Here is a 20905-nt window from a genome sequence, read left to right as displayed (position 1 = left end):
TACTGGCGGACAGATTAGTTAATCAGATGGACAAAAAAAATGCGGCGGGGATGTTATTTTTCATAGGTGCGGTTCAGTTTATCATGGCGATGCAGGTGGCGGAATTCCTGTATCCCGGATATAGTGTTTCAAGTAATTTCATAAGCGACCTGGGGGCTACCTGCAGCGGGACGACGTGTACGGTACATCAACCCTCTGCCATCATCTTTAACACCTCCGCAACTCTCCTTGGACTGCTTATCCTGCTGGGTTCGTATTTCATCTGGGGTGAATTTCATAGCACCATGGTTTCAATATTTTTCGCTCTCACCGGGATCGGGGCTATAGGAGTCGGATTGTTCCCTGAAACTGCTGGAGTGATTCATTTAGTTGTATCCCTGATAGTTTTCCTTTTCGGAGGATTATCTACGATCTTATCCATCAATCTGGCGAAAGCACCGTTCTCTTATTTCTCTGTGTTGATGGGTATAACGAGCCTGGTAGCTCTTATTTTATTTGCATTTGAGATTTATCTCGGATTCGGTGCCGGGGGAATGGAGAGGATGATGGCATATCCCATATTACTATGGGCAATTGGTTTTGGAGGATATTTAATGTTCTCACAGCAAACGGTCTAGCCAAAACAGACTTTCAGATATCCGCAGTCCTGGCAGAATTCAGTCTTCCATTCTTCTATAATTTTTGGTAGCCTGGCCTCAATTATCTTCCAGTCAACGGTCTCGCCCGGTCTGAACCCGAGGAGCCGTAACGCTTCTTTATCCTGTAGCAGGATTTTTTCATCGGTATATTCTCCACTTGAACATTTATTATCCTTCAGATACGGGCATCTGGCGCAAACCTCATCCGGTCCTTTTACTATGTCCACTTTTTCTTTAGATATAACCGAATAAATATTTTTGATAAAATCTTCTGAATAGCCCTCTCCTCTAAAAAAATTCAGGCATATAAGGTGATGGCCTCTGAGTTTTGCTTTCATTGGGTTGAACAAGAGCTTCCAATCTATTAATTATTTTCTAAGAGCATTTCAGATAATTTTAATCTAACAGCGGTCTCAATAATAAACATATGAGCGAAGCACTCCGGACCGATCTGTATCAGCTCACCATGATGCAGGCATACTGGAAGTCCGGGCATAATCCCGAAGCCACATTTGATTATTTTGTAAGGAAAATACCCTTTGGATCATACCTTGTTACCGCAGGGTTGAGCTATGTTCTTGACTACATCGGGAACCTGCGTTTCGAGGAAGATGACATCGAATACTTAAGAACCCAGGGTTTTGATGACGAATTTCTTGAACACATTCGGGATTTCAGGTTTGGAGGGGACATCCTTGCGATGCCGGAGGGGAGCATCGCTTTTCCTCTCGAACCCATCATCCGGGTGACAGCCCCAATAATCGAAGCACAGCTTGTGGAGACATTCATACTCAACAAGATGAACTTCTCGACACTCATCGCAACCAAAGCCTCTCGAGTGGTCTATGCAGCAAGAGGCAGGTCAATTGCGGAGTTCGGACTGCGCAGGGCCCAGGGCGACGGGCATCTTGAGGCGACACGCGCCACTTACATAGGGGGATGTTCCTCAACGTCCAATGTGCTTGCCGGGAAGAAGCTGGGTATACCTGTTTCAGGTACCATGGCGCATTCCTTCGTAACGAGCTTCGACCATGAGATAGATTCCTACCGCGCCTATGCCAGAGCGTTCCCGAAGCGGTGCTTCCTGTTGATTGACACCTACAATAGCATAGAAGGCGCCAAAAAAGCAGTGATCGTAGGAAAGGAGCTTGAGGAGAGGGGAGAGAGGCTCCTGGGGGTCAGGCTTGACAGCGGGGATCTGGCAGAACTCTCAAAACAGGTGCGCAGAATACTTGATGACTCTGGTCTTGATTATGTTAAGATAGTAGCCAGCGGCGATCTTAATGAATGGAAAATAGATGAGCTTATGAGGAAAGGTGCAAGTATCGATATGTTCGGTGTAGGTACTGAACTTATAACAGGGCGCCCGACCCCTGCTCTTGACGGTATATACAAGCTATCTGACGTTATGCGGGAGGGGAAACATATACCCAAGATGAAACTTTCTGAAGAGACTGTAAAGGCGACGCTTCCCGGAAGAAAACTTGTCTGGCGCATCATTGAAAAGGGAAAATTTCTAAAAGATATTATAGCGCTGGAAGATGAAACTGTGGATAATGCGGAGCCTTTGCTGGAACAGGCGGTCAGAAAAGGGAAAATCGTCTGCAGTAGGCCTTCGCTTGAGGAGATAAGGCTAACCGCAGCCGAAAACTTTTCGAGATTGCCTGACAGTTGCAGGAAACTTGAGTCTGCTTCGGTGTATCCGGTTGAGTTCAGTAAAGGATTGATCGATCTTCGAAAAAAAATTGTTGAAAAAATCAGAAAAGAAGAAATTAGAGCCAAATAGCATACCCGGGGGGAGTTCATGGCAAAAATAGTTGAAGAAACTGACCTGCGGAACAAGAATTACGTCTTCAAGAACAGAGCTCATGCGGGAGAACTGCTTGCCCGAAAACTCAAGACATACTCGCAATCCCCCATAGTCCTGGCCATACCATCCGGGGGTGTTCCCGTGGGGGCGATGATTGCAAAACAACTTGACCTCCCGATGGATATGGTTATCGTCAGGAAAATCCCAATTCCATTTAACACCGAGGCAGGTTTTGGCTCTGTAAGCTGGGATGGGGAAGTGCTCATTAACAGAATGCTATTGCGCCAGCTTGGCCTGACGAAAGCTGAGATTGAATCTGCTATTTCTGAGGCCAAACGCGAACTTAATAAAAGAATAGTAAAATTCAGGGGTAAAAGAACATTTCCTGAATTAAAAGACCGGACCGTAATAATCGTGGACGATGGGCTGGCTTCAGGTTATACCATGCTTTCAGCTATAAGCTCCATCAGAAAGTACTCTCCTGCCAGAATAATAGTCGCTGTCCCCACGGCTTCAAAGAATGCGATCGAGACTGTTAGCCCTCATGTTGATGAACTGATTTGCCTGAATATAAGGGAAACAACCATGTTCGCTGTGGCAGATGCCTATAAAGAATGGCATGACCTGGATGAACATGAGGTGTTGGCAATTATAAAGGATGGGTTCTGATACATTCGATTTCAACGAAAGGCTCCGGAGCGATGGAATTATATAATCATGCTCCTCTTGTTCTTTACCAGATTTCTCGTGAAAACCCGATGTTTTCACCCGCAACGCCTTTGAATATATATATATATGCAGATAATATATATTGTTATTCGATAGATATTTCCGTGAAAACCAGCCCTCACAAAAAGAGCGTTTTTTCAAAATAATCATTAAAAATATGTTTCAGCATGTCGATTAACAAACTTTTTTCATTGAACCCCCCTATACGTAACATTTAAATACATTATGATAATAATGATACACTACCAAAAAATGGTACCCGCAAATATATATTGCGGTTTGACCTGTTCAAGGAGATGAATGATGGCGAAGATTGTGCATGTGCAGACAGTTCTTGTGGTGGACGACCTCGAAGCCCTGAAAGTAAAGACGGGTGAGAGTAGTACTAAGGACGCGCTCGCCAAAGCTGTTCATCATTACCTCGATTGCGAATATACGCAGGTAGAGGATATGTGGGCTAAAAAGCTCGAAAAAGTGGTCAAACGTAAAAAAGAAGCAATTTAAAATGGAGGATATGTATATGAAAATGTTTAGAAGAAATGAAGATGCAGTGTCGCCTGTCATAGGTGTTATCCTCATGGTGGCGATAACTGTGATATTGGCAGCCGTGATAGCTGCATTCGTGTTCGGATTAGGTGGCCAGCAGGTAGCCGCGCCGACAGCAAGTATAACCGGAGCGAACAACCCTGATACAACAGCACCTGATCTGAAGGTACAGCACAAAGGCGGAGATACACTGAAAGGCGGGGACTGGAAGTTATCCGTAGTCGTTGCTGGCAATCCCCCTGTATTTGTGACTTCAAACTCATCATTGGGCACATTTTCAGTTGGAAGTCAAATCATCGCTAACACGACAACAGATGCTTCAGCCCCTATTGTAACAAACCAAAGTGTAATGGGTGGTACCGCCATGTTGGTTGGCAAATACGATGTTAAATTAGTTCACATCCCGTCCAATGCCATGTTGCTTGATACAGTAGTAGATGTAAGGTAACTGAAATACCAGCCCCTTTTACTTTTTTTGAGGGGCATTTTTTATTTTTTTTTAAGGATATAGAGAATGGAGAAAGGGAATGATGAGGCGGTATCGCCTGTCATAGGAGTCATTTTGATGGTGGCGGTTACCGTAATGCTGGCTTCATTGGTTTTAATGTTCGTATTTGGAATGGGAAAACCTGACCAGAAAGGACCTACGGCTGCTATTGTAGTTTCGAGCGATACTGATACTACTGGAATCGATATCAAGATACAGCACAAAGCCGGGGATAGATTAGTTGGAACGGACTGGCAGATATCCATCGTTCCGGCCGGAGAGCCGCCTGTTTATAAAATCTCAAATCCGGGAAGCGACCTCAGGGCTGGAGACCAGATAATAACCTACAATCTGACCAGCGGCGCTGGAAACTATACCGTTACCAATCGTTCGGTCTATACCGATGGTACAGCCGGGGTTATGTTATCGGGTGAAAAGTATGATGTCAAAATAATTTTGTATCCTTTCAAGACCATGGTGCTTGATACGGTGGTCGAAGTGAGATAAATATAACGGCTATATCAGGCCAGAAGGTTTTTGTAATAGCAGCATATCATTATGAGTATAATGGTGCTAAAAGATTATTTTTCACATATGAGCTCTGGTCTATTTCCATGCTATGGGCGGCAATTGTTGTTCATTAATCTTAATACAATCCAAAACAAGATTGGCACTGTGAAAGATGATAAGGCCCAGATGACGATTGACTATGCCGCAGGCATGGGCATTTTTCTCCTTGCTGTAGCCTTTGTGTTCCAGTTCATTTATGGATTGTTCATTCCTTTCCAGTCGGGATCGGATGAAGTTGTACTGGCTGCGGACAGAGTCAGCACAGTGCTGGTGGAGCGACTGCTGGTTGCTGATAAAGCAGGGGCTATGAATATTATAGACCAGGGCAAATTGTATTACTTCAATAACATGAAGTTGAACCATTCTAACCAGACCTATTACAATAATGAACTTGGTGAACTTGGACTGTTAAGCAATGAAATCATTTTTGATGTGAATATCTCGGCAACACGTCTTGATGGCAGTATAATGAACCAGAGTGGCCCAGAACTTCCTGAAAACATAAATATCGGCCAGAGCAAGAGGCTTGTCTTAATCGTAAATTCATCCACAGGCTATAATGAATCAGCTATCATTTCAGTGAGGGTATGGTAATGTTAGATGAAAAAGCCCAGATGCATACACTCGAGGGAGTGGTTGCCACAACGCTCCTGCTTATGGTAATTATATATGCAATAGATGCGACCTCGATGACGCCTCTGACCTCGTCAACCTCAAATGTGCATATGGACACTGAGCTTGCAGTAATGGGCCAGGATATTTTGAACACGCTGGATTATACAGAGCCTGGGTATAATTCAAATCTCAAAAATGATATCTTAAATTGGACTGGAGAGCAATATGTGTGGAATGGTACAAAGTATTTGGAAAATACCAACGATCCACGTAATGCAACCAGCCTTGTAAATAACCTGACAGGGATCTTGAGCGCGACGTTAGGCAGGCAGGGCATAGCCCACAAGGTGGAGATCTCTTCTCTCTTTATTTCAGATAACATTACAGTATCATCGGCCCCGGAAGAATGGATATACGCAGGTGTCCCATCGAATAACGTTGTAATAGTATCCAGGAAAATCGTATTGCACAACAGTGATGTTTTTAATCCTGCCAATCCGATAAAGGATATTGATCCCTCCACCAATCTTAAAAATATAGTGGATATCAGGCTTTTTCTATGGAGGACGTGATGGGGATAATAGAAAACCGCGATGCCCAATTCATGCTTCTGGCGTCTTTCATCATAGCTATTGGCCTGGTTATAACCACGGTGATGCTCGGCAGTGTCATATTCGAGTTCAACATGGCAATTGGAGCAGGAAATGAGTTTTCAAAGAACGATATGGTAAATCTGATGATTGTTTCAAAAGATGGGGTAAGAAGCGCATACAGAAATGCAACCGAATTAGGGGGAAATGATAGCCAGATGAATTTCAGTAATCAAATCCGAAATTTCAGTGCAAACCTGCAAAAGAGTTATGTGCTTCACGGGGAGATCGTAAACTTAAGCCAGGATATAAGCAATTGGAATAATAGTCGCCTTGCCAATTTCACAGATAATGGGACTGCGAGCGGCGCGACAAACTGGACCATAATGGAGAGCGCCAGAGGAATATATGTATTTGAATTAAGAAATGTTTCAGGTTCATATTTCGAGGTGAATGTAAGCAATCAATCAACAAGCGTATTTCTATGGTCCATGAAATTGAATTCTCCCAACAATATAAGCATAAAAAATGCAAGCGGCTTTGTCCGTTACTATGGCGTGAATTATTCCAATATCAGTCTACTAAATGGTTCATACAACTTCACTACAAATGTTGGTGCCAATATTACCAGGATCACGTTCTTGAATGGCTCGAACGCCGGGGGCAGGTTCAAAATCATAGGCAATACCTCTTACGGCAGAAATTTCACCAGAGCCCGCGATTATATTCTGAATGCCACGGTAATTCTTTCCACAAGCAAAATACGCGCCAATATTACGATTCCAATTTCAGTGCCGTGGTGAAGTCATGATATTTAGGAAGATTCTTAAAAATAATGATGCCGTATCAATTTCAATTGGTTTCATGCTTATGCTTGCAATTACTGTCTTGATATTTTCTGCACTTATTATCTCTTTCTACACCCTTTCACAGCGTACTGAAAAGTCTGCCATGACGGAGAGCTTCAGGATAATAGGAAGTGGGCTTGCCATCAAGATTACTAACATGGATACCATGGTCAATGTGACCAAATCCTATGGTGGAAGTGTTAATTCACTTGAATATGAGTTTCCAGTATCACAATCGATAGCAGGTAAAAGCTATGCGATGAATATAACCAATTCTTCTTATGAGATAATCATTGAAGCGGAAAACGGGGCTAAAGTAGTGATTCCTTTCAATACATCTGTGAATTTTATTGGAAGAAAAATATACAGTGGTGCCGAAAATTATATACTTTACTACAATAGTAGCACTGATAGCATTAATATAGAGGAACAATAGGAAAAGCACGATCTGAGAGTTCCATTATTTTTGGATGAATGATGCCATCAGCAAGAGATATATCCAAAAACGAGTATTTCCTGAAGTCGGAGGATGCAGTAGCTGAGGTTTTGGATTACATATCGATCACCGGGATCATTCTGCTTTCGTTGAGTATTATAGGTGTAGCTGGATATCCCGTATTGAGAAATGCCCAGGAAAGCAGTTACGTTGAAAATACCAGGCAGAGTTTTGTTGTAGTGGGTGAGAACTTAAATAAGGTTGCGCTCGGACAGGCCCCTTCCAGGATGCTGGAACTGAAGCTATATGGGGGGCGGCTGAGCGTTGGAAGGGGAAGTACTATTAAAATCAATGTGACATGGTACAATTTGACCAAACCCGGTAATGAAGAAACAACCCTGTATTCCGAGCAGATGGGCAACATCCAAAATTCCATAGGAGATACTATTGTTGCGTACGAAAGCACCGGCGTCTGGATAAAATATCCCAATGGCGTTGTTTTGAATGCTTACAAGCCGATGATTAATAAACAGAACAATAAGCTTGTCATACCTGTTGTCAGGATAAACGGAAATTACAGTGTTGGCGGCAACGGTTTGAGCAGGATCAGGGCAGAAGGGGAGCCCGGTGTCACTTTTTGGAGCAATGTGAGCAGCGTTACCATTACTATCACGGGAGATTATGTTTCTGGATGGAGGAATTACCTCAATAACACGATGAAATGGGATATTCAAATTGGAGGCCCTTATACTGCCCGGTTAAATGCCACGCCAAATCTGGATGTCTATATACTGAATACTGATATGGTAACGGAGATTGAATAATGTTCCCCGGATCGGAAAAGGCAGCAGTAGAGGTTGTAGGCCATGTCATCATATTAGGCATAACTGTTACAGGAATATCCATGATAACACTTGTGGGTGTTCCTGTGATCTACCAACTTGAGGAGAGGGCAAATGTGCAAAATATGGAGCAGACATATACGATGCTGGACTCACGCGTAAGCAGGGTGGCATTGGGGGAAGCACCGAGGCAGATCATTGACGTTAATCCGGGCGGAGGTTCTGTGTCTATTCAACCTAATTCATCATCTGCGCAGAGCTATGTCTTAATTGAATTCAAGATGGACACAGGCGCAATAATCCCAGTAACAATACCCATGGGGAAAATAGTCTACAGGAATGGAGATAGAGAAGTCGCATACGAAGGAGGCGGTGTCTGGAGCAAATATCCGGCAGGAAGCGTTATGCTCTCCCCACCTGAGTTTAATTATAACGGAGTCACCCTGACTTTTCCTATTGTGAATATTACTGGGAATTATTCTTCGGGGGGCAAGGGAACTTCAACCCTTAATGTAGAGAAGAGAGGAGAGGCACAGATAATATGTCCAAACGCCACTTTCCCGAATCCCCTTTCTAAGAACGTAACGCAGGTTACTATCACTCTGAAGAGTGAGTATTATGATGGATGGGCAGATTATTTCAGGAGCATAACTTTGGCAACAGTAAAAGAGGTTCCGGATGAAAAAAAAGTGGTTTTGTCTCTTCAAACCCAGCCGGTTGTCACCAACTTTTTCTATGGGGCACTTGCCTCAAAGAAGATAGAAATGAAAAATAATGCAATATCAGACAGCTATAATTCCTCCAAAGGGCCTTACAGTTCCAGCAAATCCGAAAATGGAAGCATCCGTGCAACCGCTGAAATAAAAATGGATGACCATGCAATTGTGAAAGGGAATGCTATGACCCACGGCGATATTACAGGGAAAGGCACGATAACAAAAGATGCCTATGCCAATAGCTTTGACTATGTCGATGTATTGGGAATGGAATATGGACCTGTGGAAGGATTAAGTCTCGGGAGCACAACAAGCCTTGTGCAGAGCAAGTTAAATGAGTACCAAGCCACAAACAATAATCTTGCATCAACTTGTCTCAGGGATGCAGGGAACAGAACATTAGATGGTAAATACTCGAATAATTCTGACTGGAAAAAAAATAGCGATAATAATCCTGAATGCGTAATTTACACCGGAAACTATTATCTCGAGAAATTTGATCTGGGTGACAAGAGTGTCCTGATACTTGATACAACCTCAGGTGCAGTTAATATGGCGATTGAGTCTCACGATTTAAAAGTGTCAAATAATGCAAATATCAATGTGAGAGGCAGTTATCATGTAAGAATATACCTGAACGAGAAATTAGATTTAAATAATAATGCATTAATAAATCCCACCAACAATGACAAATCATATCTATTCCAAGTCATCACTTCATCATCCCAGGATATAACCATCCATAATAATGTGGATTACCGGGGTTTTATATGGGCACCGTATTCTAAAATAGAGCTTGAGAATGATATGGAAGTATTTGGCGCAATAGTCGGAAAGGAGTTCAAACTCAAGAACAATCAGGCGATCCACTATGATGAAGCCTTACAGAACTACACAGAAATGACTTCAGATACCACTATGATGTACCTCTATATCACCCGCTATGATGTCATGGCGAGTGTAAACTGAAAGCACAGGTACATCACCACGCCCAGCCGTCGCACTTCATAAAGAATAAGTCGATGTTAGGCATGAGGCAGAATGTATTAGAGTTTATTCTCATCCGCGAATTTTACAAGCGCTTCGCCCAGCGCCCTTACATACTTGGGGTTTATATTGAACCTTCGCTGCTTCTGACCGCCCCTTTCCTTGGCAATTTCCACATATTCCTTCTCTTCTTCGAACCTGTCGCTTTTCTGAAGCGATATTGTCATGAACCAGCCAGAGCTCATTTTTATTTCCATAAAACCTTTCTCATCGTTCATAGTATCTCCACACTCCCTACAATCGCATTCACTAAAACCTTATCCCCCGTCTTTATAGTAGTGATGGGATTCTTTTCCAGCCTGTCCACAAGAGGTATATCGGATATAATGGCTCCCACGGCCACGATAGGCTCTGTCCTGACATTTATCATGGCAGATGGTGCATGGCCGTTCTTTTTCAGCTGGTATATCACATAGGACCCTACGGTTGAGCCTTTTCCCCCCGGGAATACCAGCACTTTACCTTCTATGCTCTTTCCTTCAAGTTCATGGCCTTTTTCTGTCACAATGCCTGTTTTTGGATCGATGCTGCCCAGAAACGAGATTGGCTGAAAAGTGACAAGTGCTTCTCCTTCGGCTCTTCCCCGGGAGACGATGTGGGCTGATAGTTTAATCATTTAAGTTGCCTTTTCAAACATTTGTGTCATTTTCAATCCAATGATTACAAAATATAAATATCCGTTGTTACTTGTTCAATTTTGGCTGATAACAGAAAATGTTCTGAAATTCCAATTTCCATAATCTTTATTAATCGCGACATCCACTTATAACCAAGCCCTGAGGTGTACTTTGGCCAAAGCAAAACCGAACAAAAAGTATAAGGAAAAAACCCTTGAAAAAAGAAACGAAACAAAAATAATTGAGAGTGGCAGGTTCACTGCAAAACATCTTTCCTATGTCATACTCTTCGGGATATTCCTATTCTCATTTTATATAAGAGGGATAACTCCCATAAAAACTGTTTTCCAGAGAGGGATAGTGGGTTTTGCCGCTGACGATTCGGTTTTCCATATGAGGCTCGTGGAGAACACGATCCAGTTCTTCCCGCATCGAATTTTTTATGATGCATTCACTTACTATCCAAACGGGTTTCATTTACACTGGGGCCCACTATTTGACCAAATGATAGCCTTTCTTGCCATCATGGCCGGTCTCATCATGCACGGAGGAATGCCGCCTCAATCAACTATCGATACGGTCGGCGCATTCTTTCCTGCTGTGCTGGGCGCTCTCACGGTATTCCCGGTATATTTCATAGGCAAGGAACTACTTGATGAAAAGGCAGGACTGCTTGGAGCTTTTTTAATAGCAATACTGCCCGGACAATGGCTTTCAAGATCGGTTCTTGGGTTTACTGATAACCATGTGGCCGAGGTTTTCTATTTATCATTGATGATGATGTTTTTCGTATTCGCTATCAAAAAATCAGAGAACATTACTTTCGACCACTGGCTGAAAAAGGACTGGGCGGCTCTTAAAACACCCATATTATATTCTCTTCTTGCCGGCATATCCTTCGGAGCATATCTTCTCAACTGGTCAAATGGTGTGTTTTTTGCCGTTGTTTTTGGCATTTTTGTTATTGTTCAATATATTATTGACCATTTCAAAGGGAGGTCCACAGAATACCTTGGTATTGTTGGAATTATCGCTTATTTGGTCGCAATGATAATGGTGTTGCCGTATGTTGAATTGAGCAATGGATTTGACTCAGGGCATTATTCTCTTTTGCATCTCACAGTAACAGGTGGAGGTGCATTAATATTCGGCTTTTTGAGTCTTGTTTCCAGGGAAATGAACAAACGGGAATATAGCGGACTGAATTATTTAGTATTTGTTATTGGCCTGATTCTAATTTTAATAATTTTTACAAAAATATTTCTGCCGAATCTTTATGGTTCTACGATAGGCAGCCTGAATTTTATATTTCAAGGAAGAGCCGGTGGGGGATTGACTATAGCAGAAGCTTCGCCCTTGACGCCGGAAATGGCGCAGGGAAATTTCGGTTATAATTATTATCTCTCATATTTTGCAATTCTGGCCCTTTGCTATTATATATTCAGGAATTCCAGGGCCGAGCACACATTATTGGCTGTCTGGAGTATTTTCGTCCTGTCCATAATGCTGGCTCAGAACAGATTTGCATACTATTATGCGGTGAATGTTGCGATACTTTTAGGTTTCATAGGGTCGAAAGTCCTTGACTTTGGTGACTGGAAAAACTTCGGCACGAACGACGTTATAGAAGGCTTGAAAAAAATAAGGATACAGCATATTTTATCTTTATTTATTATCATTGCAGTGATCGGATTCCTGCCTCTGGGATCTTCTCCATATGAGGTCACTATGCAAACTTCCCAGTGGGGAGCCGTTTCCTCCGGATATTATGAATGGTATGATGCGCTTAACTGGATGAGATATAATACGCCAGCGCCCGATCTGCCCTATAATTCGATTTACACCCGACCGCCTGACAGCCAGCTATATAATTATTCCAGCAACGATTACGGGGTCATGAGCTGGTGGGATTATGGACATATCATCACGTACTGGGCACACAGGATCCCGAACGCAAACCCATTCCAGGCAGGAATCGGTGGCGGATCAGCACACAATCCCGGAGCATCTACTTTTTTGATTGCACCTACCGAAGAAAAAGCAAATGAAGTCCTTGACAAACTGGGAATCAACGGAGAGCCAGGAGCGAGATATGTGGTGAGCAATGCCTATATGGCATATGCGATCCTCACCGTTTTTGCGGAATGGGATAATACAGATCAGGATTACTATATACCAGTTCAATCGTCCCAGGGCACCATATACGCCCCCTCGATGAAATATTTCAACACGATGGAAGCTAAACTCCACATATTTGATACAAATGGTTTAAGCCATTACCGGCTGGTGCACGAATCCACACCCAACCCGTATTCTTCAGGAGGGAATCAGGAAGCACAATATAAGAACATGTATAATCTCTTATACAAGGGCAATATACCTGTAGAGAATTCAGGGTATGCCAAGATATTTGAATATGTCAAAGGTGCGATAATCACAGGAAGGGCACCCCCTGATACAACGATTACCCTGACAAATACCATAAAGACCAATATAGGAAGAACAATTCAATATTCACAAACGACATCGTCCAATGGCACATACGCCTTTACAGTCCCATATTCGACAAAGGACATGATCTCCGGAAGTTTTGAATGTACTGGCTGCTTTTTCCCGGGGGATAAAGGAGACACTCAGTTTGATACCCAACCTACCGGTCCATATACATTGACAACAGGCAATGTGTCAAAACAAATAGGAGTCAGTGAACTGGATGTTCTTGAGGGCCATACATTGACTCTTGATTTAGGTTGATAGATTGACTTTTTCTTTTCACAACCTATTTTAATTACCATGTGAAATTATGCTATGTGAGCCTGAAAATGGATGAAACTATCGAATCATTACTGGAAGAAAAGCGTTTATTCTATCCACCCGCGGAATTCGGGAAAAAAGCCCATATAAATAGCATCGATGACTATAGACGGATATATGACAGCTCCATTAAAGACCCAGCTTTTTTCTGGAGTCAAAAAGCGCAAGAACTTTCCTGGTTTAAAAAATGGGATAGAGTCTATTTCTGGGATCACGAGAACGTGATATGCAGGTGGTTCGAAGGCGGAAAGTTAAATGCATCCTATAACTGCCTCGACAGGCATCTTTCAACGCGTGGGGATAGACTTGCTCTTCTCTGGGAGGGTGAGCCGGGAGACACTGAAACGTACACTTACAGAAAATTATATCATGAAGTATGCAGGTTCGCAAATGTCCTGAAAAAAAGAGGTATTAAAAAAGGCGACAGGGTTGCAATTTATTTACCTATGATACCACAACTTGTTATCTCGATGCTTGCATGCGCGAGAATAGGCGCCATCCACAATGTTATTTTTGCGGGATTCAGCGCTGAATCGCTTCGCGGACGAATACAGGATAGTTCCTGTAAAATGGTGATCACTGCGGACGCGAGTTTCAGGTCGGGAAAGACTATACCTCTTAAAGAGAACGTTGATAGGGCAATTGATAACACTATGGAGAGCGTGATTGTTTACAACCGCGCTGGAATAGAGATCGGCATGAAACAGGGCAGGGATTTCTGGTGGCATGAGGAGATGAATACCGCTTCCGGGGAATGCGAACCCGAGATCATGGATGCCGAAGACCCGCTATTTATCCTTTACACAAGCGGAAGCACAGGCAAGCCAAAAGGTGTGCTGCATACAACAGGCGGTTACTTGCTGTATGTAATGCTGACGTTTAAATGGATTTTCGATTATCGCGAAGAGGATTTATACTGGTGCACGGCGGATTGCGGCTGGATAACAGGTCACAGCTATCTGGTGTATGGACCACTTGCATCGGGTGCTACGAGTCTGATGTTTGAGGGGGTGCCGAATTATCCGCAGCCTGACAGATACTGGGAACTCGTGGAAAAATACAAGGTCACGATCTTCTATACATCTCCCACTGCCATCAGAGCAATAGAAAGATGCGGTGATAATTGGCCGAAAGGAAGAGATCTTTCAAGCCTCCGTCTTCTCGGAACTGTTGGTGAACCGATAAATCCGGAAGCCTGGATGTGGTATTACAATGTCATCGGGAATAGTAAATGCCCGATCGTTGACACATGGTGGCAGACCGAGACCGGCGGCATCCTGATTTCACCTCTTCCGGGTGCCATTCCTCTCAAGCCCAGCTCGGCCACTGTCCCTTTCCCGGGGATTGAGCCCGTGGTTCTGCGGCCGGATGGCAATGAAGCGAACGTTAACGAAGGTGGTCTGCTCGTGATAAGGAAACCGTGGCCGGGAATGATGCGGACGGTCTACGGCAACCATGCGCGATTCAAGGAGACATATTTCACACAGTTCCCCGGAATGTACAATACCGGTGACAGCGCCAGAAAAGACGAGGACGGGTATTTCTGGATCATGGGAAGGATAGATGATGTAATAAAGGTCTCAGGGCACAGGCTCGGGCCGGCAGAGATAGAAAGTTCTCTTGTATCACATTCTGCAGTGGCAGAGGCTGCCGTGGTAGGATATCCTCACGAGATAAAAGGGGAAGCGATCTATGCCTTTGTCACGCTTAAAGAAGGTGTCTGGAAGAACAAGGAATTGAAGCAAGAACTCGTTAACCATGTCAGGAATGAGATAGGTCCAATAGCAAAACCTGAAAAATTGCAGTTTGCCGATGCCCTTCCCAAGACAAGATCGGGAAAAATCATGAGGCGGATACTCAGGAAAATAGCATCTGGAGATATAGACCAGCTTGGGGATACCACAACCCTCGCTGACCCTTCGGTTGTGGAGATATTAGTGAAGGAAAGGGAATGATTCAGTGTTAGTGTGTTCATCTTCCACCTGCCCCACCTCCTCCAAACCCTCCTCCTCCACCAAATCCTCCACCACCACCATGTCCTCCGCTTGTTGAATATTTCTCTATCATTGCCATATCCGAAAGGAAATTGCGAAATGCATCCCACTCCATTTTTTCCTTATAGTACTCGCCCTTCCACCTGCCAAAGAGCGTTGAAGTGGTAAATGCTCCTATGAAAAGGGATTGCAGGGCAAGAGTCGCCGAATATACGGCGCTCTCCCCGAGTATGGGATAAGTATAAGACTGACTTGCAAGCAGAACAATTGTCAGGCCTATGAGAACTGCTGATAATATTAGGAATTTTCCTCTCCCGCCGACAGCAAAATTTTCTGCGATTTCGGGGTATGCCTTTTTCATTATGCGATCCATCCGCATCTTCAGGGAAGATATTTGGTCCTGTTTTCCTGCAAGCGATTTCACTTTGCCTTTGAATTTATCCGTGTCAAAGGTGCCATAATCTGACCAATGTAATAAAAATGACAATACATCTTTTTCGTAAGGATCTTCCGCATCTCCGGGTTCTTTCAAAAGCTTGATTCTTACGTCATCTTTTTTCTCATCCTGTTCTATTTTTATGAACTCCCTCCTGTGCAGGTCGAGCAGTGTTGCGAAGAAGCCGTTCTCATCAAAATCAAAAGCATCCCCCTTGAATACCATGTTGACAAACCATGGTTTTCTCTTACCGGGGATATAGCTGAGATACCGGGGCACTGTGAACTCCGTTTCCTTTCCGTATTTGAGGTATAGGAAATAGAGGATCAGAGGAAATCCCAGAACAGCAGCGATCAAACCATATTTGAACCCTGAAAGGAGGAGATAAAATATTGAGTATAGTGAGTTGACAGATCCCGTTTTATTTTCTATATTCCTCGATCTCGTTATGAATTTATCCGATGCAGCCGGATTAACTAGCATTTCCACTTCTATGAGCCCATTCTGCGGGCTTTTGCCTGCAATGATCCAATCATTATCACTTCTTGAAACACTGAAATCGGGGGGATGCTGGAAGATTTTCTGGACATAGCTGGATGGATCTTTCAGAACAATCCTGACATCCCTGTAGGGAACATGTTCATCCGAGAGCATGAGATTCAAATGGCAGAACGACTCATCGCATTCCATGGGCGGATACACATGGTACCTGAAGGTGATGGTGTATTTACCCTTATCAAACCATGGAAGATAGCAGCCGGCTTCGTTCAGGTATGCCATGGAATCAATCGCGAATTTTTTCGATTCATCTGATGTCACAACCGTTCCAGCATAATTTTTGATATATGAAGTAAATCCTGAAGGGCAGTTTACATCAGTAGCCTGAATGTATGGGCTGTTCAGATCCGGCTCTTCCGGATCAATAAGAGGGACCTTCCAGGTCCTGAACAACATCGTGTACTTTCCAGAGGTGCTGACATCGTAAACATACGTTTCGGTTAAAGTACCATCAGGTGAAAAGACTGCCTCATATCTGTCAACAACAAGATCGCCTGAATATTGGATATAACCCGATGCAAGGTATCCAGCAATCCCGATGAGAATAACAACAACAAAAGAAGCTACTAGCTGCCTTGTCTCACTCATATCTGCCACTTGAGATCGGGGCGCTTTGCGATTTCTTCCTCGAATTCAAGGTATGTCAACTTTGCGAATCTGAAAAATGATGCAACCATATTGGATGGAACGACGTCCGTCATCGTGTTGAATTCCTGGACTATGTTATTGTAAGTGTACCTGTGTCTTGCGATCTCATCCTCAATTTCCTTCACCGCATCCATGAGCGGCTTAACTGTTTCAGATGTTTTCAGATTAGGGTAATTTTCCACGGAGACAAGAATATTGCCAAGGATTTTTCTTGACTCTGCTTCAATATTCTGAATCGCGCTTGTATCGGCTTTCATCACATTCGCCCTCATCTCAGTGATTTTTTCGAATGTGCCTTTTTCAAATTTTGCATAGCTCTGCACGGATTCCACAAGTTGAGAAATCATGTCAAGCCTTTTTTTCAGCGCCACCCTTATCTGACCAAGCGTAGCGAGTGACCCATTCTTCAGGGTCTGAAATCTGTTATAAATAGAAATCAAATATAATATCAGCAATACGATAACGATTATTGCAACAACCACGATTATTGTAGATACAATCCCCATAACGTGTTTATTACCTATTATTGAAATATAAATTTAACGTACAGATTTTTGCATAAATATTAAAAACTATTTAATACTCTCAAGCCTCATCCTGAATTCTTTCCTGTGCCTTTTTTCCTCATCAAGGATATGTCTCAGGACGCCCGCTACTTCCGCGTCGTCAATCATTTCTATATGCTTCTTGTACCTCTCCACTGCTTCGGATTCAAGAGTCATTTGCCTTTCTAATTGACCGCGCAGGTCATCTCCTCCGAAATCAAGTTCCCTGTGATCCATGCTCGGCTTACCACCCCTTTTCACGATCAGGTCGGCAAGCCAGTTCATGTGCCTCATCTCGTCAACGGCTATTGCCTCTGTGACCCTGCTGGGAACGCACTTAGGCATAATGAAAGCGTTTCTCACATAAATCAATGAAGCTTCGACCTCGAGAACAAAATCCTCGTTCAATATCTGGACCATTTCTTCCTTTTCCAGGTTTTACTCCTCCACAAGACATTTATAGAGTGATTAGTATTAATCTTTATGCTCGTTAGTTATACAGGCCTGCCTATTTCGTATCCATGCTCGAATCGCTTGGGATTGCGCTTCTGAATTATGGTTATTCCGGTCTGTTCAAGATGGCTCTCTCTCGAATACATGATGCAATTTCTTATCAAAATAGGAATTTATGAGCCAGTTGCCATGCATTTCAGAAATACCTATATGCGGCAAAATGAACAATGCCCCGAGGGAGTTCTTGATGCTTACCATTTGAGAAACTGCAACGGTATCAATAGCTATCTGAAGGACCATCTGGAAGTGGAGACGCATGTAAATGGAAGAGGTTTGAAAAATCTTGACCTCCATGTAACGAAATGTTGTATAATACTTCTTGCGGTTGCTTTGAGACGATTACAGAAAGGGATAAAAGAAAATCTTTCTTCAGTGGCTTATTTTAAGAGGTGAGAAAAAAATTACCAATGGTTTTATATGTGCTTTGGTAAGCACCCTCTATCATGTTGGTAACCAACAAATTTATATATCGACAAAGGGATGTAATAATTACAGTTGTTTTCTATTGTATCTTCGGGGGAACATTAGAAAAAGATTGATTAAGATGGTGAAAGTATGAATCGAACAAAACTACTTGCTGTTTTTGCCCTTGTTGCTGTGGTGCTCTTGGCAGGGTGCGTCCAAGCACCTACCACAACACAAGGAAGAGCTGTATTTACCATAAAAGATGCCGCTCCAGACATGGGTACTGTTAGCAGTGTTAAAGTGACTATCGATAGCGTACAGGTGCAAAGCGCAGCCGAAGGATGGGTAACTGTATCGTCAACACCGCAGACTTATGATCTTCTCAAGCTCAAAGCAGAAGGAAGCCAGGCGCTTCTTGCAGATGTCAACCTGAAAACGGGAACATACCAGCAAGTTCGCCTGATGACTTCAAAAGTTGTCGTCACAGATATGTCAGGCGATCATGAGGCTAAACTGCCTTCTGGAGAATTGAAAATTGTTGGGGAATTAACAGTCAACGAAAGCTCAACATCAACCGCAACGTTTGACTTTATTGCAGACGAATCATTGCATGTAACAGGAAATGGAGATTATATCTTTGCTCCTGTCGTTAAATTAGAAACAAGAGAGAAAGCTGACGTGGATGTAAGTTCCAAAGCAAATGTCAAAATAAACGGCGGAACAATAAAAACAAACATCAAAGTGGGTATGGATATTGACGGCAATATCGGGGTCGGGCTTAATATTTCAAAAGACACAAAACTCTCCATTGAGGGAGGAAAGATAAAAATGGGCGGGATAAGTTAAGGAACGCCAAAGAGTTTCAACGTCGGCTCAACGGATCAAGCCCCGTAAACATCGGCTCTCAGCCGGTCTAAGATAATTGGATTTGGATTAACTGAAGTGCTTTGGTCAGCACCATTATGGTGGTACCCAGTTTCACCATTTAAACTTAACTGGTTCTTACCGGGAACAGTATGGGATCGAAGCTCTATCTATCGGTTTTCCTTCTAGCAATTATCGCAGGATGTGTAGCCAATAAAGAGAGCAGAGATACAAAGGAGGTAAGTATGCAGAACATTTCAATTTCAGCAGAGGCATTTCAGGACGGGGGTTTTATCCCGGATGAATATACATGTGAGGGTGAGGATCTTTCGCCAGCATTAGCCTGGAAAGGAATACCGCCAGAATCTGAAAGCCTGGCACTGATAATGGATGATCCTGACTGTCCGGGGAAGACATTCGTTCACTGGGTTATTTTCAACATTCCTGCCAAAGTTCAGAAACTGGCAAAGGGAATGCCGAGAAGCGAAACCATTAGCGATGGAAGTATTCAAGGAATGACCGACTTCGGCCGCGCAGGATACGGCGGTCCGTGTCCCCCACCCGGAAAACCCCACAGGTATTATTTTAAAATATACGCCCTTGACCAAAAACTCAGCCTGGGGCCTGGTGCCTCCAAGAAACAGGTGGAGGATGCCATGAAAGGGCATATACTGGCAAAAGGCGAACTGATAGGCAAATACGGGAGATAAGATTCTCAGGATTATCAAAAACCCTTGAAAAAGGTCTCAAATAGAATGGCTGATATCGGAAAAGAATTCAGAATGGGCAGTAGCATACCTGTGCAATCAAGATGCCTGGAAAGGAAGATTTTCCAAAACATAAAAGATGAATGAATTTATGTAGGTCGGAATTGATATCGGAGAAACGATTTTCTTATGAAAAAGCCAAGCTGGGAATTCAAACTGGGCGTTGCATTGATTTTATTTTCAATCGCAATCTATGCAATCAAATTTTTATTTCTCGGCGACCCGCAGAATAGTTATTTCTATGTCTTCAATGCTCTGGGTTTTCTTCCCATCAATGTACTTCTTGTTACAATTATCCTGAACCAGCTCCTGATCATGCGTTCCAGGAAAGAGAAACTGGAAAAGCTGAATATGGTCATTGGGACATTTTTTAGCGAGGCAGGGACAAAGCTCCTGTCACTTTTCTCGGATGCAGATCCCAATCTCGAAAAAATTCGAAATCGACTTATAGTGAACAATGGCTGGTCGGATGAAGAATTCAGCCGTGTTCATGTGGAGCTTAAGCGGTATAACTATACAGTGGATATCAAGAAGATGGATTTCACGCAGCTTGGGGAATTCCTTACGAATCAGCGTGATTTTCTTTTGCGTCTGCTCGAGAACCCTTCCCTCCTTGAGCACACTGCATTCACAGAACTCCTCCGCGCCGTCTTCCATCTCACCGAAGAGCTTGATAGCAGGGATGAATTGATCAACTTGCCGGAATCCGATTATGCTCATCTCGCAGGTGACATTCAACGTGCCTATACTCTGCTCGTGTCCCAGTGGCTGGATTATATGAATTACCTGAGAAAGAATTATCCATACCTCTTTTCTCTAGCCATGCGGAAAAACCCTTTCGACCATGATGCCTCGCCAATAGTGCGGTGA

24 protein-coding genes are annotated in these 20905 nt (G+C 43.3%); 18 read left to right on the top strand and 6 right to left on the bottom strand.

Annotated elements, in window-relative coordinates:
- The first annotated feature begins 26 nt into the window (after window positions 1–26).
- A complete protein-coding gene (locus O8C65_11065; GenBank protein MCZ7357464.1) occupies window positions 27–617 on the top strand; it encodes a DUF998 domain-containing protein in 591 nt (196 codons plus the stop codon).
- Here the strand turns inward: O8C65_11065 and O8C65_11060 are convergent.
- Complete coding sequence (locus O8C65_11060) at window positions 614–976, bottom strand: DUF1284 domain-containing protein (protein MCZ7357463.1); 363 nt, start codon at window positions 974–976, stop codon at window positions 614–616. The genes O8C65_11065 and O8C65_11060 overlap by 4 nt on opposite strands.
- Window positions 977–1065: 89 nt before the next feature.
- Here O8C65_11060 and O8C65_11055 point away from each other — a divergent pair, with 89 nt between their 5' ends.
- The 11 genes from O8C65_11055 (at window position 1066) to O8C65_11005 (ending at window position 9796) form a co-directional block, all read left to right on the top strand.
- The gene (locus tag O8C65_11055; GenBank protein MCZ7357462.1) at window positions 1066–2424 is read left to right on the top strand and encodes a nicotinate phosphoribosyltransferase; all 1359 of its coding nucleotides are present in this window, start codon (window positions 1066–1068) and stop codon (window positions 2422–2424) included.
- A gap of 18 nt (window positions 2425–2442) precedes the next feature.
- Window positions 2443–3117, top strand: coding sequence for a phosphoribosyltransferase family protein (locus tag O8C65_11050; GenBank protein ID MCZ7357461.1), 675 nt, complete (start codon window positions 2443–2445; stop codon window positions 3115–3117).
- Between the two features lie 363 nt (window positions 3118–3480).
- On the top strand, window positions 3481–3681 hold the full coding sequence (locus O8C65_11045) for a DUF5371 family protein (protein MCZ7357460.1): 201 nt from the start codon (window positions 3481–3483) through the stop codon (window positions 3679–3681).
- Between the two features lie 16 nt (window positions 3682–3697).
- Window positions 3698–4171, top strand: a complete 474-nt coding sequence (locus tag O8C65_11040; GenBank protein ID MCZ7357459.1) for a type IV pilin N-terminal domain-containing protein — start codon at window positions 3698–3700, stop codon at window positions 4169–4171.
- A gap of 66 nt (window positions 4172–4237) precedes the next feature.
- The gene (locus O8C65_11035) at window positions 4238–4717 is read left to right on the top strand and encodes a type IV pilin N-terminal domain-containing protein (GenBank protein MCZ7357458.1); all 480 of its coding nucleotides are present in this window, start codon (window positions 4238–4240) and stop codon (window positions 4715–4717) included.
- Window positions 4718–4885: 168 nt separating this feature from the next.
- A complete protein-coding gene (locus O8C65_11030; protein ID MCZ7357457.1) occupies window positions 4886–5374 on the top strand; it encodes a hypothetical protein in 489 nt (162 codons plus the stop codon).
- Window positions 5374–5967, top strand: coding sequence for a hypothetical protein (locus O8C65_11025; GenBank protein ID MCZ7357456.1), 594 nt, complete (start codon window positions 5374–5376; stop codon window positions 5965–5967). The genes O8C65_11030 and O8C65_11025 overlap by 1 nt, the downstream gene beginning before the upstream one ends.
- Complete coding sequence (locus O8C65_11020) at window positions 5967–6788, top strand: hypothetical protein (GenBank protein ID MCZ7357455.1); 822 nt, start codon at window positions 5967–5969, stop codon at window positions 6786–6788. The genes O8C65_11025 and O8C65_11020 overlap by 1 nt, the downstream gene beginning before the upstream one ends.
- 4 nt (window positions 6789–6792) lie before the next feature.
- Window positions 6793–7269 carry a hypothetical protein gene (locus tag O8C65_11015; GenBank protein MCZ7357454.1) on the top strand — a complete coding sequence of 159 codons (477 nt, stop codon included), beginning with the start codon at window positions 6793–6795 and terminating at the stop codon, window positions 7267–7269.
- Window positions 7270–7307: 38 nt separating this feature from the next.
- Window positions 7308–8093: a hypothetical protein gene (locus tag O8C65_11010; GenBank protein ID MCZ7357453.1), complete on the top strand. Its 786-nt coding sequence runs from the start codon at window positions 7308–7310 to the stop codon at window positions 8091–8093.
- Window positions 8093–9796, top strand: a complete 1704-nt coding sequence (locus O8C65_11005; GenBank protein ID MCZ7357452.1) for a hypothetical protein — start codon at window positions 8093–8095, stop codon at window positions 9794–9796. Before O8C65_11010 ends, O8C65_11005 begins: the two co-directional genes overlap by 1 nt.
- 77 nt (window positions 9797–9873) lie before the next feature.
- Here O8C65_11005 and O8C65_11000 read toward each other — a convergent pair whose 3' ends face one another.
- Window positions 9874–10092: a hypothetical protein gene (locus O8C65_11000; GenBank protein ID MCZ7357451.1), complete on the bottom strand. Its 219-nt coding sequence runs from the start codon at window positions 10090–10092 to the stop codon at window positions 9874–9876.
- Window positions 10089–10490: a DUF126 domain-containing protein gene (locus O8C65_10995; protein ID MCZ7357450.1), complete on the bottom strand. Its 402-nt coding sequence runs from the start codon at window positions 10488–10490 to the stop codon at window positions 10089–10091. The genes O8C65_11000 and O8C65_10995 overlap by 4 nt, the downstream gene beginning before the upstream one ends.
- 172 nt (window positions 10491–10662) lie before the next feature.
- Here O8C65_10995 and O8C65_10990 point away from each other — a divergent pair, with 172 nt between their 5' ends.
- Both O8C65_10990 and acs read left to right on the top strand, forming a co-directional pair.
- Window positions 10663–13245 (top strand): oligosaccharyl transferase, archaeosortase A system-associated, encoded by a 2583-nt coding sequence (locus O8C65_10990; protein MCZ7357449.1) that lies wholly within the window; start codon window positions 10663–10665, stop codon window positions 13243–13245.
- Window positions 13246–13286: 41 nt separating this feature from the next.
- Window positions 13287–15260 carry an acetate--CoA ligase gene (acs, locus tag O8C65_10985; GenBank protein MCZ7357448.1) on the top strand — a complete coding sequence of 658 codons (1974 nt, stop codon included), beginning with the start codon at window positions 13287–13289 and terminating at the stop codon, window positions 15258–15260.
- 16 nt (window positions 15261–15276) lie between these two features.
- Here acs and O8C65_10980 read toward each other — a convergent pair whose 3' ends face one another.
- The 3 genes from O8C65_10980 to O8C65_10970 all read right to left on the bottom strand — a co-directional run bounded on the left by O8C65_10980 (window position 15277) and on the right by O8C65_10970 (window position 17906).
- Window positions 15277–16881, bottom strand: coding sequence for a DUF2207 domain-containing protein (locus O8C65_10980; protein MCZ7357447.1), 1605 nt, complete (start codon window positions 16879–16881; stop codon window positions 15277–15279).
- Entirely contained in the window at window positions 16878–17447 is a 570-nt protein-coding gene (locus O8C65_10975) for a LemA family protein (protein ID MCZ7357446.1), read from the bottom strand. Before O8C65_10975 ends, O8C65_10980 begins: the two co-directional genes overlap by 4 nt.
- A gap of 66 nt (window positions 17448–17513) precedes the next feature.
- Window positions 17514–17906 carry a ferritin-like domain-containing protein gene (locus O8C65_10970; GenBank protein MCZ7357445.1) on the bottom strand — a complete coding sequence of 131 codons (393 nt, stop codon included), beginning with the start codon at window positions 17904–17906 and terminating at the stop codon, window positions 17514–17516.
- Window positions 17907–18128: 222 nt separating this feature from the next.
- Between O8C65_10970 and O8C65_10965 the strand changes: the two genes are divergently transcribed.
- From O8C65_10965 to O8C65_10950, 4 genes are all read left to right on the top strand, one after another.
- Entirely contained in the window at window positions 18129–18392 is a 264-nt protein-coding gene (locus O8C65_10965) for a hypothetical protein (GenBank protein MCZ7357444.1), read from the top strand.
- 162 nt (window positions 18393–18554) lie between these two features.
- Window positions 18555–19250 (top strand): DUF4382 domain-containing protein, encoded by a 696-nt coding sequence (locus O8C65_10960; protein ID MCZ7357443.1) that lies wholly within the window; start codon window positions 18555–18557, stop codon window positions 19248–19250.
- A 170-nt stretch (window positions 19251–19420) separates the two neighbouring features.
- Window positions 19421–19978, top strand: a complete 558-nt coding sequence (locus tag O8C65_10955; GenBank protein MCZ7357442.1) for a YbhB/YbcL family Raf kinase inhibitor-like protein — start codon at window positions 19421–19423, stop codon at window positions 19976–19978.
- A gap of 186 nt (window positions 19979–20164) precedes the next feature.
- Window positions 20165–20905 carry a hypothetical protein gene (locus O8C65_10950; GenBank protein MCZ7357441.1) on the top strand — a complete coding sequence of 247 codons (741 nt, stop codon included), beginning with the start codon at window positions 20165–20167 and terminating at the stop codon, window positions 20903–20905.

Origin of the sequence: Candidatus Methanoperedens sp., from assembly GCA_027460535.1 — an archaeon.
In the GTDB taxonomy this organism is placed as follows: Archaea; Halobacteriota; Methanosarcinia; order Methanosarcinales; family Methanoperedenaceae; genus Methanoperedens.
This window is presented reverse-complemented; position numbering and strand designations above follow the sequence as displayed.

Bases quoted from the DNA above. Each gene is read 5' to 3' on its own strand.
- O8C65_11065 (MCZ7357464.1), top strand. From the start codon at position 27: ATGGACAAAAAAAATGCGGCGGGGATGTTATTTTTCATAGGTGCGGTT.
- O8C65_11060 (MCZ7357463.1), bottom strand. From the start codon at position 976: ATGAAAGCAAAACTCAGAGGCCATCACCTTATATGCCTGAATTTTTTT.
- O8C65_11055 (MCZ7357462.1), top strand. From the start codon at position 1,066: ATGAGCGAAGCACTCCGGACCGATCTGTATCAGCTCACCATGATGCAG.
- O8C65_11050 (MCZ7357461.1), top strand. From the start codon at position 2,443: ATGGCAAAAATAGTTGAAGAAACTGACCTGCGGAACAAGAATTACGTC.
- O8C65_11045 (MCZ7357460.1), top strand. From the start codon at position 3,481: ATGGCGAAGATTGTGCATGTGCAGACAGTTCTTGTGGTGGACGACCTC.
- O8C65_11040 (MCZ7357459.1), top strand. From the start codon at position 3,698: ATGAAAATGTTTAGAAGAAATGAAGATGCAGTGTCGCCTGTCATAGGT.
- O8C65_11035 (MCZ7357458.1), top strand. From the start codon at position 4,238: ATGGAGAAAGGGAATGATGAGGCGGTATCGCCTGTCATAGGAGTCATT.
- O8C65_11025 (MCZ7357456.1), top strand. From the start codon at position 5,374: ATGTTAGATGAAAAAGCCCAGATGCATACACTCGAGGGAGTGGTTGCC.
- O8C65_11020 (MCZ7357455.1), top strand. From the start codon at position 5,967: ATGGGGATAATAGAAAACCGCGATGCCCAATTCATGCTTCTGGCGTCT.
- O8C65_11015 (MCZ7357454.1), top strand. From the start codon at position 6,793: ATGATATTTAGGAAGATTCTTAAAAATAATGATGCCGTATCAATTTCA.
- O8C65_11010 (MCZ7357453.1), top strand. From the start codon at position 7,308: ATGATGCCATCAGCAAGAGATATATCCAAAAACGAGTATTTCCTGAAG.
- O8C65_11005 (MCZ7357452.1), top strand. From the start codon at position 8,093: ATGTTCCCCGGATCGGAAAAGGCAGCAGTAGAGGTTGTAGGCCATGTC.
- O8C65_11000 (MCZ7357451.1), bottom strand. From the start codon at position 10,092: ATGAACGATGAGAAAGGTTTTATGGAAATAAAAATGAGCTCTGGCTGG.
- O8C65_10995 (MCZ7357450.1), bottom strand. From the start codon at position 10,490: ATGATTAAACTATCAGCCCACATCGTCTCCCGGGGAAGAGCCGAAGGA.
- O8C65_10980 (MCZ7357447.1), bottom strand. From the start codon at position 16,881: ATGAGTGAGACAAGGCAGCTAGTAGCTTCTTTTGTTGTTGTTATTCTC.
- O8C65_10975 (MCZ7357446.1), bottom strand. From the start codon at position 17,447: ATGGGGATTGTATCTACAATAATCGTGGTTGTTGCAATAATCGTTATC.
- O8C65_10970 (MCZ7357445.1), bottom strand. From the start codon at position 17,906: ATGGTCCAGATATTGAACGAGGATTTTGTTCTCGAGGTCGAAGCTTCA.
- O8C65_10965 (MCZ7357444.1), top strand. From the start codon at position 18,129: ATGCATTTCAGAAATACCTATATGCGGCAAAATGAACAATGCCCCGAG.
- O8C65_10960 (MCZ7357443.1), top strand. From the start codon at position 18,555: ATGAATCGAACAAAACTACTTGCTGTTTTTGCCCTTGTTGCTGTGGTG.
- O8C65_10955 (MCZ7357442.1), top strand. From the start codon at position 19,421: ATGGGATCGAAGCTCTATCTATCGGTTTTCCTTCTAGCAATTATCGCA.
- O8C65_10950 (MCZ7357441.1), top strand. From the start codon at position 20,165: ATGAAAAAGCCAAGCTGGGAATTCAAACTGGGCGTTGCATTGATTTTA.